Annotated in this window: 12 protein-coding genes; 7 read left to right on the top strand and 5 right to left on the bottom strand. The window is 37.5% G+C overall.

The window, feature by feature from the left end; translation table 11 throughout:
• Window positions 1-6: 6 nt before the first annotated feature.
• The 5 genes from ACPD8L_RS10775 (at window position 7) to ACPD8L_RS10755 (ending at window position 6653) form a co-directional block, all read left to right on the top strand.
• Complete coding sequence (locus ACPD8L_RS10775) at window positions 7-1275, top strand: oligosaccharide flippase family protein (RefSeq protein WP_423943861.1); 1269 nt, start codon at window positions 7-9, stop codon at window positions 1273-1275.
• Window positions 1272-2516, top strand: a complete 1245-nt coding sequence (locus ACPD8L_RS10770) for an O-antigen ligase family protein (RefSeq protein WP_423943330.1) — start codon at window positions 1272-1274, stop codon at window positions 2514-2516. The genes ACPD8L_RS10775 and ACPD8L_RS10770 overlap by 4 nt, the downstream gene beginning before the upstream one ends.
• A 995-nt stretch (window positions 2517-3511) precedes the next feature.
• Window positions 3512-3778, top strand: coding sequence for a hypothetical protein (locus tag ACPD8L_RS10765; RefSeq protein ID WP_421810418.1), 267 nt, complete (start codon window positions 3512-3514; stop codon window positions 3776-3778).
• A 247-nt stretch (window positions 3779-4025) separates the two neighbouring features.
• Window positions 4026-5555: a D-glucuronyl C5-epimerase family protein gene (locus ACPD8L_RS10760; RefSeq protein ID WP_423943328.1), complete on the top strand. Its 1530-nt coding sequence runs from the start codon at window positions 4026-4028 to the stop codon at window positions 5553-5555.
• 3 nt (window positions 5556-5558) lie between these two features.
• On the top strand, window positions 5559-6653 hold the full coding sequence (locus ACPD8L_RS10755; protein WP_421810420.1) for a glycosyltransferase family 4 protein: 1095 nt from the start codon (window positions 5559-5561) through the stop codon (window positions 6651-6653).
• Window positions 6654-6689: 36 nt separating this feature from the next.
• Here the strand turns inward: ACPD8L_RS10755 and ACPD8L_RS10750 are convergent, their stop codons facing one another.
• The 5 genes from ACPD8L_RS10750 to ACPD8L_RS10730 form a co-directional block, all read right to left on the bottom strand.
• Entirely contained in the window at window positions 6690-7562 is an 873-nt protein-coding gene (locus tag ACPD8L_RS10750) for a metallophosphoesterase family protein (protein ID WP_421810421.1), read from the bottom strand.
• Between the two features lie 2 nt (window positions 7563-7564).
• Window positions 7565-8185, bottom strand: a complete 621-nt coding sequence (locus ACPD8L_RS10745; RefSeq protein WP_421810422.1) for an inorganic diphosphatase — start codon at window positions 8183-8185, stop codon at window positions 7565-7567.
• Between the two features lie 27 nt (window positions 8186-8212).
• On the bottom strand, window positions 8213-8938 hold the full coding sequence (locus ACPD8L_RS10740; protein WP_423943326.1) for a polyphosphate polymerase domain-containing protein: 726 nt from the start codon (window positions 8936-8938) through the stop codon (window positions 8213-8215).
• Window positions 8919-11744 (bottom strand): hypothetical protein, encoded by a 2826-nt coding sequence (locus ACPD8L_RS10735; protein ID WP_423943324.1) that lies wholly within the window; start codon window positions 11742-11744, stop codon window positions 8919-8921. The genes ACPD8L_RS10740 and ACPD8L_RS10735 overlap by 20 nt, the downstream gene beginning before the upstream one ends.
• Before the next feature lie 198 nt (window positions 11745-11942).
• A complete protein-coding gene (locus tag ACPD8L_RS10730; protein ID WP_293303655.1) occupies window positions 11943-12635 on the bottom strand; it encodes a DUF4956 domain-containing protein in 693 nt (230 codons plus the stop codon).
• Between the two features lie 269 nt (window positions 12636-12904).
• On the opposite strand from ACPD8L_RS10730, the gene wecB reads away from it, so the two are divergent.
• Both wecB and ACPD8L_RS10720 read left to right on the top strand, forming a co-directional pair.
• Window positions 12905-13996, top strand: coding sequence for a non-hydrolyzing UDP-N-acetylglucosamine 2-epimerase (gene wecB / locus ACPD8L_RS10725; RefSeq protein WP_293303654.1), 1092 nt, complete (start codon window positions 12905-12907; stop codon window positions 13994-13996).
• The gene (locus ACPD8L_RS10720; RefSeq protein ID WP_293303653.1) at window positions 13996-15195 is read left to right on the top strand and encodes a glycosyltransferase family 4 protein; all 1200 of its coding nucleotides are present in this window, start codon (window positions 13996-13998) and stop codon (window positions 15193-15195) included. Before wecB ends, ACPD8L_RS10720 begins: the two co-directional genes overlap by 1 nt.
• Window positions 15196-15250 lie beyond the last annotated feature (55 nt).

The raw sequence follows: 15250 nt of genomic DNA, 5'->3' as shown, positions 1-15250 counted from the left end.
TAGAAGATTAAAATAATATCTCAAATCTGGACCAGATTCTCTAGATCAGAGTTTACTAAAAATGTTTCATCCCAAATAGTGGGCACCGGGATGGCACAGGCACTTCCTTTACTGGCAACCCCTATACTCACTAGGGTGTTTAGTGAAAAGGATTTCGCAACATATACATCCTTTTTTGCCTTCGCTACAATTTTCGCAGTAGGTGTCGGCGCAAAATATCCTATGGCTTTGGTTCTGCCAAAAGAAGATTCAGAAGCAGGTAAGCTATTTACCCTGAGTATCTATATAACAGTGTTATACTCTTTGTCCATTGCTGTTTTTTTCCTTGTTTTTAATAATCAATTGCCACAAAGTTTAGGGTTGGTTTCTCATTTTGTTCCATTATATGTCCTGTTTTTTGGGATTTGGACTTCATTCAGCAATTTGTCAATTCGCTTTAAAAAATTTAAGGATAATGCTGTTGCCAAAGTGATACAATCTTTGGGATATATTGTAGCTGCGCTATTATTGGGTCTAACCAAATTTACTTTGTACGGACTGGTTTTAGCCAAAATTATTGGCACATTCATTTCTTGGCTGTTCCTGTATAAAAAATCCTCCGTTAAAATGGGCCTAATTGAACCCGCCAAACTCAAGGGTGTCGCTATGGAGTATATTGATTATCCTAAATATGGAGTAGTCCCTGCATTTTTGAACACCATTTCATCCCAGGCCCTAGTCTTGGCAATAACCAAGTTTTATTCTATCGAGGATTTGGGTCAATTTGGATTGACATATATTGTGTTAAGCGCTCCTCTTGCATTGATAGGAACATCTTACAAGGATGTTTTTTATCAGAGAATGGCATTTTTAATAAACGCGGAAGATTTTAACGCTGCATTGAAGCTTTTTAAAAAATCTGCAGGAGCACTGTTCTTTTTAGGGCTTCCCATATGCGCTATATTGTATTTTATGGGAGAAGACATATTTGGTTTCATATTTGGTGAAAAGTGGATAAGAGCTGGTGAATTTGCGGCAATTTTGGCATTTAGTTTTATGATTAAATTAGTGGTCAGTCCATTGTCGTCAATTTTTAATGCTGCAAATAAACTCAAAATTTCATCCATTTGGCAGACCTTGTACTTTGTTACAACATTCTTGACGTTGGGTATTTGCACTTTTTTGTTTAAATGCCCCATTAATACTCTTTTGTACATTTATGTAATCCATGAGTTGATCATTTATACCGTTTATTTTTTATTACAGTATAGGACTTTGCGAAAATTTGGGAGATGATGACACTTAGTTTGAAAAGATTCTACTTCTTTGGGGCTCTTTTATATGCTCTCTTACTTCCATTTCATCAACAGGTTGCCACTTTTGCTTTAGGGTTTTGGTTGTTTGCTTCCTTTGTAAGTTTTCGTGTTTATGAACTAAACAAGAATTGGCTTCTTTTTTCTTTGCCTATATTATTCTTCATATATGTCATCAATTCTTTTCCGTTAGGAGAAGTTTCCATAAAAATTTTGGAACACAAGCTTTCCTTGTTGGCTTTCCCTATTGTTTTTTTTCTTCACCGCTATTCAAAAACAGAATTGAAAAAGATGATGAGGTTATTTGTCATTGGGCTTGCCGCCTCTTCTTTATTTTGTCTAGGGATAGCAATGTACAATTCTTTGGACATTCAACAAGGAGTGTTGCATTTTAATCCCAGTGTCCTATCCGAAAAAGATTTTTTTGATTCAATAATTTTCGGTGGAAATTATTTTTTTGGGAAGCATTTATCAGTTTTTCATCAAACAGTCTACTTTTCTATATACTTGTGTATAGGGGTTGTCATTCTTCTTTTTAATCCACAATTGTTTGGCAAAAAAAGTAGAAAGTCCCTCCTGTTTTTTTTAACCACGATGGTTTTTTTAATATCGAATAAAGCGAGTTTCATTGTTTTGGGACTTATCATTTGTCTTCGATTGTTCACATGGGATTTGGTCTATTGGAAGAAAATTCTGGGTTTTTTTTCGATTATTATCTTTATGGGTTTTTTCATTTATCTTAATCCAAGATCAAAAGAAAGTATCGACAAAATAGCAGAGGGAAAATTGGCATTGGACAGTGCTGCCAGATATGGTTTCACTACTAGAATACTTAGTTGGGATGCTGCTTTGACGTTAATTAAGAATAGACCATTTTTTGGATACGGAACAACAGACACACAGGAGGAATTGAACGAGGTATACAGACAAAAAAAATACATCCATCCTCTGAAAGAGTCCTATAATGCCCATAATCAATGGCTTCAAATTTGGTTGGAAAATGGACTTGCCGGATTTATTTCGCTGGCAGTGGTTTTTTCTATACTATTTTATTTGGGTTTTATGGAGAAGAATACTTTTGGATTGATTTTGGGAGCAACATTGGCACTTTTTGTAAACTCAATGTTTGAAAGCATTTTTAACCGATTTTCGGGCATTTCTTTTTTTTCATTCATTGTTTGCTTTATTTTTTCATTGTCAAGTGTCAATACTTTTGAAAAATGAAGTACAAACTATCTTTGAACGCAAATTACCTTGTCTACTTTTTCCTGTTGCTTGGTTTATACCATTATAAGATCAAACACTATCCCTATTGGAATCTGGTCGCCTTCAAGGAAGAAACTTATTTTGATTTGTCACTTCAAAGGTTATTGGTAGCTATATTAATCTTTTTGGTCGACCTATACTTTCTTTTAAAGGTGAAAAGGGGCAAACTCAGTTATGCAGTTCTTTCATTTTTCTTCTTGCTGCTCACGATTCCTTCTCTTATTGCGTTTACATCACAAAATATGTATCAAACAAAGTTGATGTCGTATCATCAACTATTGTTTTTTGGTGTACTGATGTTCTCTAAGATCAAAATGGATTTTTCAAAAATCCCAGTACTTAACAAGAAACAATCACTATATGTCCTTTTCGGTTTGATCACACTGGGGATGATTCCATATCTGGTCGTTTATGGCCCCCACTTAAACATAAAGAATTTGTTTTTTTTGGATGTTTATGAAACCAGAAGAAGCATAAGTGGAGTTTCAAACCCTTATTTTGGTTACACTTATTCTTTGTTCACAAAGATATTGGTTCCTCTTTTTTTGATCTTTGCCCTTGAGTTGAAAAATAAGGTCATGACTTTTATTGCTATTCTATACCTTATCTTATTTTATCTATTTGGAGCACACAAAACGGTTTATGCAAGCATAATCGTAATATTTGTCTTTTATTCCCTAAACTATTCCAGCGCGATCAGTAAAATTGTAACATGGTCGAATTTTTTGATAGTCATATGTTTTGCTTTTGCCTTAATTGGGATAGACCAGCCCTGGATTTATTCTTTCAGAAGGGTACATTTTATCCCGACGCTTCTGGACATTACCTACCTTGATTTTTTTGAACACAATCCGATTTTTTGGTCAGAATCGGTCTTGGGAGCCTTTATAAGATATCCATTTGAAACCACACATGCCCACCTGATTGGGGAGGCATATTTCAACAGTCCGGGTATGGATGCAAACAACGGGTTGATTTCGGATGGATACATGAACTTTGGCACATGGGGAGTGGTCATTAATGTTTTCATCGTGGCCTGTTATTCAATGATTTTGGATAGTATGAAAGTTGCGCCAAAATATTTCGGACTTTTTGTCTTGATGTTGTTTTCTTTTATGAGTTCTTCCACCCCTACGGTAATGCTTACCCATGGCGCTTTGGCACTATTGGTCATTTCAATGTTTATATTGAACAGAAGTGGATTATCGACTGAACATTGAAAACCATTTTTGAGGATAGACCTCAATTTCATAGTTTTGACACTAATTAATCAGAAGGGAATAAATGGACAAAATCATTATAAGAACAACAGGTATAATTTCTTTAGTTCTTTTTTTTGGATGTACATCTCCAAATAAAAATCACCACAAGTCCAATAACAAATATCACCAACAGATTAAACCAATTATTTGGGGCTGCAATCCTGTTGGAGCGGAACAAAAGCTCAAAGATTTTTCAAGTACCCGTTTGGAACCGCACCCATTGGATTTGGGGCGATTTTTGTTCTATGTAACCTATAAATACGAACAAACAGCAGACGCAAAATTTAAGGAATTGGCAAATGGCTATATAAGTTTAATAGACACATTGACCAATAACCCAACTTATTTTAGTGATAATACATTTAAATATAATTTTGCCCACGGGAAGATAAAGGCCGGTTGGTGGTCCGGAATGGCCAATTCTGCTATGGTAGCCGGGTTGTCGTATGCAGATAAGGTGTTCGGCTCCAATCATAATGATATAATAGACTCTTTGATCACCAACCTTACTACAAGTTATGAAAAAGGGGGGAGCCTTTACTCCGATTCGGAAGATAAGGCCTGGATTCTTGAATATGCATGGAAAGGAATGGATGAAGCATCTATTAAATCAGTATTCAATGGTTTTGTTTTTGCGTTGGTCTGTTTGGAAAGGGCCAATATGATTTCACCCAACCCAAAACTTGAAAAACTTATTCTAGACGGCAAGAATGCACTGGAAGAAGAGGTTGATCAATTTTATTTTGAAGACATTGAATGGACAAAATACGACCTATTGCCAACCATAGAACCTCCACACTATGCCATTTTTGATATTATGTTGTTGGAAGCCTTGAACGGGGGTCAAGAATGGGTGCTGAATGATTTGGAAAGAAGAAGGCGTATCCTAAAAAATGGTTACAGATTTAATGCACAGATTAATGAAGATGGCCGTTATTCCATGTTGTTCAGCCTAATTGGCCCCCCCCACCCTTATTGGATTGACACCTACCCTTTGGAAATGGAGGCGTTTTTCTCTTTTGGAAAGAAGAAAATCTTCTTGTCCAATCCTCCCAAAGACTTTGATGTTGAAATTTCAAAAAGAGGTTTTGTTGCGTTTGATTTGACCGAAAGGGAATTCAATGACTTAAAAAAGATTGAGATTCAAGCGGTTTATTCTGGTGAAAGACAAAAAGTCGCAACATATGGTAAAAAAGAAATAAGTATAATAACATACGATGAAAGCGCACCTAATGAAATCGACCATAAAGAATTGATTGTTGGGTTTGATGCATATTTGGATGGGCATGAAATAGCAGTGGATCCAAATAGAAAGTACGATAGTATCAATGAAAATTATCGCAACAACATAGCACAGATTATCATCCCCTTTAGGGATGGCCTTCAATTGAAGGAAAATGAAAATCTGATATTGAAAACGGAATTTGATTTTGATGTTTCTCCCCATAGGTTTTATTTATACACGGAAAGCGGTAAGGTGTATGATCGATATTACTTGCCTTTGAGGGCAGGGAAGAACATTGTTGTCCTTAATCCGGTCGGATTTTCAGAATTTGATGTCAAAGAGAATATTGTCAAATTGGCATGGAGAATTTATACCAACAAAATGACAAATAAGGGAAGAATGAAATGGGGGGGGATATACAAAACAAAGAACAACTTTCAGCTAAAGAAAATTCTCGACCATCCCGAGTTTCTTTTTGAGGAAAAAAGAGTGGGTGGAAATATTTATTGATATATGAAAGTTTGCCATCTTACCTCCGTTCACCAAAGATTTGATATAAGAATTTTTAAAAAGGAATGTGTTTCCCTTTCACACTTTGGGTTTGATGTATCCTTAGTGGTCGCCGATGGACTGGATGATGAAGTGGTGGACAATGTTAAGATATATGGTGTTCCCAAAGAAACGTCTAGGATAAAACGGTTCATTAAAGCAACTAGAAACGTTTATCGAAAAGCCATCGAAATTGATGCGGATATTTACCATTTTCATGATGCGGAGCTGCTGCCCATAGGAAATAAATTAAAACGACTGGGGAAAAAGGTTGTTTTTGATTCCCATGAAGACCTTCCGAGACAGATATTGAGCAAGCCTTACCTTCCAAAATACATTAGAAAGTCCTTAGCAGCCATTTTGGAAAAATATGAAGATTATTGCTGCAAAAAATATGATGCAATTGTTACTGCTACACCTTATATAAACAAGCGGTTTTTGAAAATCAACAATAACAGCGTCAATATAAACAACTATCCATTTTTAAATGAGTTCAATGTAGAGGCCTCTAATGTATCCAAACAACCGAACGCCATCTGTTATATTGGGGGAATAACCAAGATAAGAGGCCTGGATTATGTGGTGGGAGCATTAAAAAAAACGGAAGCAAAACTTGAGTTGGCCGGAGGGATATCTCCAAATTCTTATAAAGATGAACTGACCAGTAAGGGAGGATGGGAAAAGGTCAATTATCATGGTAACGTTTCACGGGAAAAAGTGAAGGAAATTCTAAACCAAAGTATGGCAGGTATAGTTACGTTTTTACCAGTACCAAACCATATTAATGCCCAACCCAATAAACTATTCGAATATATGTCCTCGAGTATACCTGTGATCGCTTCGCATTATCCCCTTTGGAAGGGAATAGTAGAGAGGTATGATTGCGGTATCTGTGTAAATCCAGAGAACAGCGAGGAGATTGTCGAAGCCATTAATTATATTACGGCCAATCCATTAGAAGCAAAAAGGAAGGGGACAAATGGCAGAAAAGCAATCGAAGAGGTCTTTAATTGGGAGCATGAAGAGTTAAAACTTCAACTTCTTTATAGAGAACTGTAATCGCTTTTTGACTTCTGCAAAAGCCCTAATATTAGCTTAGGGCAAAACGTGATCTTCCAGTTTCCCCAACGCGTTGATTTCATCACCGTTCAATGCCACCAGTTGAAAGTTTACAGAATCGTATTTGTTCACATTCACCAAAATAAAGTTGTCTTGTATTCTGCCCCCCATTCCCGAGGCAATAAAAGTAATGTTGTTGTCTTTGTGGTACATTACACCCTTTTCATATACGCCTGTGTCTCCTGCAAACATATAAATAGGTTTGCCAAGGTTGCTGAACAAGGGATATACCTCAGTAAAAAAATTGTTGTCCTCCTTGCCGCCCGATGTGGAATTGGGTTTATAACTTTTAAACTCATTTTCTGGGGTCCACCATAAAAGTTGATGAAAAAAGACAAAGATATTCTTTACGGTATCTTTATTAGAATCGAGCTGCTCTTTTAGCCAAGTCAATTGATCACCTTTAATACTCCATCCGTTTAAATTGGGGTCCAAGATTATGATCAAGTCCTCTCCTTGTATAAAACTCTGATAAGTAGGGCCATATCTTCGGGTAAAGATGGCCTTTTTTTTGGCGTTGCCAACATCGTGGTTGCCCGGGGCAAAGTATACTTTTTTATTGATGAAAGCAATATCTTGGTCAACCTCATCCCACTCCTTTTCCTTTAGGGCATCAAAAACAATATCTCCGGTGAAAACCCCAAATTTTATTTCGGCATTGTTTTTGATCATTTCCAATTTTTGTTTAAACGGAGGGTGCACACCAATATTGGTTTCTGTTTCGCCCGGTTTGCCATATACATGGCCAGCGACAAAGAAGGAGTAGGTTTTACTTTCATCATCATTTGAATGGCTGCATCCGCCAAGGGCCGCAATCATAAACAGCATTAATATGGTAAGGTTGTTCATGGTCAATCTTTTAATTGGCTCTGGATATCTTTTAACGCCTCTTTTTCATCACCCCATCCTTTTACCTTGGCAAGGTCATCCTTGTTATAATTTAAGAACCAGAGCTCGATAATTTCCATTATGGCAGGGTAGTTTTTGGATAACTGTGCAAAATTCTGGGCATCGATCACCCGCTTTTTGTTTTTTAAAGGTATTGCAATAATTTTATAGTCTTCTTCCCCATCATCCATGAGCTTAAGTACCCCAACTGGAATGCATTCTATTACGGTCCCTGTTTCTAAGGCTTCGGCCAAGACCAAGACATCCAAGGCATCCCCATCCCCACCTGTCAGTGTGTCGGATAAGGTGGAGGGAATGAAGCCATAGTTGGCTGGGTATGGCAGAAAGTCAATGACTCTCTCCTTGCCATTCTGTTCATCCACCCTAAATATTTTGCCCTTTTCATCATATTCAATTTTTTTGTTGGTGCCAGCTGGAATTTCGATCACAGCATTAAAAGTTCCCTCAGAAACGAATGTAGGCAGGCTGTAAAACATTTTTGGACCATTACAGGCCAATACCATCCATGAGAGAAAAATCCCCCACAAACAGGCCCTTATTACCTTTGAACATGATGTTTTCATTGTGAAGTTTTGGGTGGTACATTCTTACTATACATGATGGTACAATAAATTGATTCCAGTAACGTATTTGGAATTTTTGGAAAGTCTGGCACCAATTTGTTGCGATACTTGTCTGGCATCCCCATCATTCTCTGTTGAATACTTGAGTTCCACAACTATCTCGCCAATTTGAGTGTTGCTGTTTTGCAAAATGGGATAGTTGGGATTATAGAAATTTTGATTGTAATCAATGGTTATTCTAAAGCGACCACAGAAAGATAAAAAATATCTACGCTCATAGGTGTTCAGCAATGTTGGGTGCAAAACCTGCAAGGTTTCATACAATGGCCTGTTCTGTTTAACCCTCTCTAGGAGAAAGGGATATATATCAAAAGGACTAAGTAAGTCAAGGTTTAATGTAGAAGCTCCATTTATTTTGAACGAATCCTTGTCACCGACCTCTCCTATTTTTTTTTTGATTTCGATGGTGGGGCTTTCAATTTTTGACGTAGTATCCCCATACCAACGCAACCTTATTTTTTTTCTATTGGCAACACCTTCGACATTTTGTTTATAGAAGGTGTAATTTGAATCATCAAAATAAATGTTGTTTATTTTACGTCTGTGAAAGACCTCCCTGAACCCAAAGGAGTTGAGTTGGATTCTTCTTATGATATTGTTGGCATCGCCTTTGGGAAAAACAAACTTGCGTTCAAACCTTAGGTTGGTTCCGGTCAACGGGGTATTGGCAGGCTTATCTACTACTTTTTCCATACTGGTTGCCATACATTTTGTCAATTACCTTTTCTGATTTGTCCTTGACCAAAACATTGTCAATGATTAACTCGGATGTGGCCTCAACTAGATGAAAAACCTCATTACCCCTGAATTGGACCTTATTAAGATCGATTATGCCTGGACCAAACTCACTTTTCTTTTGAAAACAAGAAATGGCCAATCGGGTATTTTCTATGAGTACATCGGTCAGGGTAATCCTGGACAAGTCTTTACTTACCATGCCTATTTCACCACCAATTACGGTTACGTTGCGTCCTGTAATGGTACTTCCTTCACCTGCACTTACTCCTTTGTCAGCCGGATTTTCTATATAAATATTGCTTATTTCAATAGTAGAGCCGGATACATCAATGCCGTCGTTCCCAGAGTTGGTAAAGGTCGAGTTTGAAATACTTCCTTCAACAAAATCGCCATCAAAGGAATCGGAAAAAGTCTCTACAAACGCTATGGAATCAATTTCGAATTTTGAGCGGATGATATTCAAGGCATCCTCTGATCGGTTTTTTTTGAAAACACAATTTTTGATTTGTACCTGCGCTTCATTAAAATTAACTGCCCCCGAGAGAGACCAAGAAGCCATTTGGGGCACTGAAAGATTTGTGAAGTTAACATGTTGTACAATAGAGGGCACGCTGGTCGATGAAACAAATACTCCCCCACCGGAACCATCATCTGAATATATGTTTATGGGATTTGAGGCCGTACCATTGAAAAATATTGGTGAATATGAAATGACCGAGGCGTTATCGACCAAATCAAGGTTGAATCCAGCTTCAATTTCTACCCTGTAATTTTCTGGGATATGCAAAACTTTGTCCAATACATAATTTCCAGATTTGAGCACGATAGTTTTCTCGTCTTCGTCTATCAAGATAAACCCAAACTCACGAATGTTGCTTTTTAGCTGATTATTTGCAACGACATCTTCATCAAATCGCGAGGCGTATGGAAATATGGGACTCAGTGTATGGGTTGTTGAACCAAGCAGGTGATATTTTAGTTGAATTTTCTTTAAATCTTTTGGATATCTGAAACCACCTTCTTTATTTTTTTTGGAGACAAAAGCATTGTTAAAGGCATCTTTTAATCTATAACTAAAATCAATGGTGTCGTTGGAGTCTATGATCAGTTGCTCAAAGGGGGTCTGATTTAGGGACTTGCCATTTTGAAGGACCAATCCATCGACTACGACAGGGAATTCAGCAAAGTTCCTTATTTCAAGGGTCATCTGATTTTGATTATGCTGAATCAACGAGGCGCCAACAATAGTGTTTGGCTGTATTTTCTTTTTAATCAGATTGGCGTTGTGTTGTAAGATGGTATAATCCAGGGATGCTTCTGGAAATTCACCCGATAATTCAAAGTATAGGTCGTTTAACTCTTGAAAATACTTGTCCATAAACCCATTGATAAATTCTGGAGAAGACACTAGCACATATTTTTCCATAAGCTTTTCCTTGAATCCTTGATCGTGGACACCGATGGGGTAGGCCCTTAGGGAAGTTATCTCATGGCCAGAATTGGAATCGAAAGAGATGGGTTCAAGTTTGTTTGTAACAGGATTATAGTAAATCCTTATGTTTTCGGTATGCAATCCGTGATGCCCTCCAAAAAGATTGGAAAGGGCAATATACAAGGTCAATTTATCTACATCGAAGGCTTCAGAAAGGGTCAGCTCACCATTCCTTAGCCCAACAACCAAATTTTTGGCTATTTTAAACTGCTCGGATAGTACCGGAGAGGAAAGGACTTTGTTCTCATTATAAACTTTTACCGGTAAATCTTCCCTCTTCTTTACATCTGCATCTTTGGGATATTCCAGAGCTAGATCTTTCACTTGTTTTCTTTCGGACCAGTACATGGATTCGTCAAGGGCCAAAATAAGTCCTTCCCGCCTTTTATTGTTCTCGATCAATATTTTATCGAAACTCTCTTCCATGGCCATGATTCCCATGGGGATGGTCGAATCGATGTCTGTCACTCTCAATTCCACATTTAGAAAATCATACCGTAGACCGGTAAGATCATTGTCCTTTACGACTTTATTGAAGAGCCATTCCCAAATAAAGTTTCGTGATTTTGGATGTTGAATGGATAATTTGCGAATGCCAAAAACGGTTTCCTCGCCTTTTGGGACTATTCGGTAGGACCATTTGGAAGGATCTATCAGATGATCGGTAAGATCACCCTTTAACCGCATTTCAACCGGAATCTCTGTTTTGCCATCAGCAGAAACTTTACCCTTGACTAAATCATCATCAGTTGTAATCAGAAACCCAGATTCAAGCGCTTGATTCCGCTTGTCGGAGATGGCTTCAAAATCCTTGGCCTTTAAAAAAATTTGAAATTTTTTTAAAGTGTTTCGGGTTGGATTCGGATATGAATATCCTATTTCCTGAAGATTGATGATTGCCTCTTCGGATTTGCCAAATTCTCGTGTATGGCGTACAAACCTTAGCTCCTTAAGGTTGTCAATAGCAAAATACGGGTGTTCCAATTGAAATTTGAATACATGGTACAATCTGTTGCCCAACTGTTTGGTGATTGGATTCAAAGTCTCTTTGGCCAAAAGAATATAATCGGTTTTATTGTTGGCAGCTTTCCACTTTTCCAAGTTCTTTAAATAAAGAAAAGCAAGGAACCTGCTGTTCTTTTGTGTTTGACTCAATGAATCTGAATAAACAACGAACAAGGTCGGAATGCCGAGCTCATTGTTTAAAAACAAGGAAAGATTATCTTTTTGGAAAATACGGTTTTCGCCGGAAACAAGTTGATCGTCCAAATGTGGACCCGGCTTTATCAGGGTGGGAGTTTCAACGGAACTGTTTGGTTCGTTCGAATTAGATTTCCCGAATAAATCTCCTTCCCAGTTTTTTGAAGAAGCACTTAAAAGGAGTAGAATGGCCGTCAAAACCAATGCGCTCAAAATCGTTATCTTGTAAGAACCTGTTTTTTTTGAACTTATTAGCATGGTTATGGTTTATATGGTCATATTTTGACTATCAATAAATGTCATGGAAATGTTTTTGTTCAGCCCCAAGAGTCCATCGGTTATCTTGTTTACACTTTCGTAATCACTTAGAACGATCAAAAAATTGCAATCCAAGCCGGATTCGTTGATGTTTAGCCGTACCAACTCGGTCCTTGTAGAGTTTTGGGAAACTATATTCAAGATTTTTGATTGTAGATCTTTCAGGTCGATATCTGCATTTATACCACTTAAACTGACAATCAAATTTTGACCTAGATCTTGCATCGTCTTTTTCCTGTTTGACAATACAACCACTAGAAATACAAAAGCCATGCCTATAACGGTTGGAAACGGTTGGTTTGCACCAAACCCCAGCCCTATGGCAATGGCGATAAAAAAATACCCCAACTCCTCAGGCTCTTTAATAGCAGTTCTAAACCTAATAATTGATAATGCACCAACAAGCCCCAAGGAAAGTGCCAAAGAGGATTTTACAATGCTTATGATAATAAAGGTTGTTACCCCAACCAAAATGAGAACCTTGGAAAGATGGGACCTATTGGACAAAGATCTGCCGTACTTTACATAAACAACCGAAAGAAAGAATAGCAATAGAATACATAGAACAATGTTTAAGATGTAACTGGTCAATGAAAAAGTATCACTTGCGCCAAGGTCAAATTGATTGATTAAATCAGTCATTTAAAGGTTTTTTAAAAATGAATTAACAATAAGATAACGCAAATAACGGAAACCTATAAATAAAATCAAATTTGAAAACCGTAAAGTGTACAGAAAAGCTTTGGGGTTCAATAAGGTTCGTCTTGTTAAATTCATTGATATTAAAAGGACATGTTTTTAATTCCTATTTTTGCCTCGACAAACAAAAAAATGCTTCAAGCATTTCTTAAGGGTGTTATGGAAAATCGTACAATGCTGTTCCAGTATTGTAAAAACACAAATAGCCAATAATGAAAATAGTAACAATAGTAGGGGCAAGGCCTCAATTTGTTAAGGCCGCAGTGCTCAGTAGGGCCATAAGTGAATACAATGGAAAGGCGGGCAGGTTAGAGATAGAAGAGGTCATTGTACATACGGGGCAGCATTTTGATGAGAACATGAGCGATGTCTTTTTTAATCAAATGGACATACCAAGACCCCAATATAATTTAAAGATCAACAATCTTTCGCATGGTGCAATGACGGGGATGATGTTGTCCAAAATAGAAGAGGTTTTACAAAACGAGAACCCTGACTGGGTACTCGTATACGGTGACACCAACTCAACATTGGCAGGAGCCCTGGCAGCCAAGAAAATGCATATAAAAGTTGCCCATGTTGAGGCGGGACTGCGCTCATTTAATATGCGTATGCCGGAAGAAATCAACAGGGTCTTAACGGATAGAATCAGTGATTTGCTCTTTTGCCCAACGGAAACGGCGGTTTTTAATCTTAAAGAAGAAGGGTTTAATAAATTAACAAACTCAATAGTACAATGTGGTGATGTCATGTACGATGCGGCGATGTATTATAGTAAACAGGTGGTAAAGCCGCAAAGCATTGATGATAATCAAAAATTTGTGCTCTCCACGATTCATCGACAAGAAAACACAGACGATGGAACAAAGCTTGCCTCCATATTTGAGGCATTGTCCGAGATTGCCTCAGAACAGAGTGTAGTTTTGCCGCTACACCCTAGAACTATAAAGAAAATGGAGCAATTTAACATTACTTCCTCAAAAGATATACAAATAATAGAACCGGTTGGCTATTTTGAAATGATATGGCTCTTATCCAATTGTAGTTGTGTTGTTACCGATAGTGGAGGATTGCAAAAGGAGGCGTTCTTTTTTAAGAAACCGTGCATTACCGTCAGAGAGGAAACCGAATGGGTTGAGTTGATACAGCACAATGTGAATTTCTTGACCGGTTCGGACAAGGATCAAATAGTAAGGGCTTTCAAGAAGATTGATGAAAAGAAGATTGAATTTGACATTAATCTTTATGGTGAAGGAAATACAGGGCAGATTATAGTAGAGCAATTATTGGTATACGAGAAGTAATGAAGATTCTTTTTCTTTCGGATAATTTCATTCCTGAGACCAATGCACCTGCCTATAGGACTTTTGAACATTGTAGAGAGTGGGTCAAACAAGGTGTGGAGGTAACGGTAATATCATGTTTCCCTAATTTTCCCCATGGAAAGGTATATGAGGGATACAAAAACAAACTCTATCAGGTAGAATTTATTGAGGGCATTCGTGTCATTAGGGTTTGGTCTTTTATGGCGGAGAACAAAGGATTTGTGAAACGTGTTTTGGACTTCTGTAGTTTTATGATTTCATCCTTTGTTGCAGGTCTTTTTATAAAAACAGATTTGATCATTGCAACATCCCCACAATTTTTTACCGCGATTTCTGGAAAATGGCTGGCATTTTGGAAAAGAAGGAAATGGATAATGGAGGTAAGGGATTTGTGGCCAGAATCACTTAAGGTGGTAGGTGTAATGAACGATAATATATTTATCCGTTTCTTTGAACTTATTGAGCATAGACTCTATAAAAGTGCATGGAAATTGGTTACTGTAACCAATTATATGAAACAGGAAATCCAAACAAAACATAGGATTGCTGACACAAAGATTAAAGTAATACGCAACGGTGCGGATTTTGATGAATTTCAACCACTTCCCAAAAACCGGGAACTGATTTCCAGACTGGGACTCGCCAACAAATATATTATTGGTTATGTGGGGACCCATGGCCTTGCACATGGCCTTGCGTTTATTTTGGAATGTGCGGCAAAATTAAAATCAGATAAAGTACATTTTCTGTTTGTAGGCTCTGGAGCAGAAAAACCCAATCTTTTAAGACTGCAAAAAGAATTACAATTGAGTAATGTGACATTTTTGGAACCAGTTCCAAAAAATGAAGTAAAAGAATATTTGTCCATTCTAGATGCCGGGTTGGTAAACTTGATTAAATCCCCAGTTTTTATGGGAGCACTACCTTCAAAGATCAATGAGCTTGTTGCCATGGGAATTCCAATATTGCTTGGTGTTGAAGGAGAGGCGGAGGAGTTCGTTGGGTCCAATGGACTGGGTGTTTGTTTTGAACCGGAAAACGAAGAAAGTTTTATTCATGCTGTAGATCAAATGCTGGATAAAAAGAATGATTTTTGGGGCAATGGCTCAAAAGAGGTGAAAAACTTGATCGACAGAAAAGAACTGGCTGATCAAATGTTGGCTTTTATCAGGAAATGATAATAGCAAGGAACCTTTACTTTATATTTACTAGGACAAAAAATTGTTAGTCATC

Source organism: Flagellimonas algicida (assembly GCF_049629585.1).
In the GTDB taxonomy this organism is placed as follows: domain Bacteria; phylum Bacteroidota; class Bacteroidia; order Flavobacteriales; family Flavobacteriaceae; genus Flagellimonas.
The sequence above is the reverse complement of the archived record's forward strand: the minus strand, read 5'-3'. Positions and strand labels throughout refer to the sequence as shown.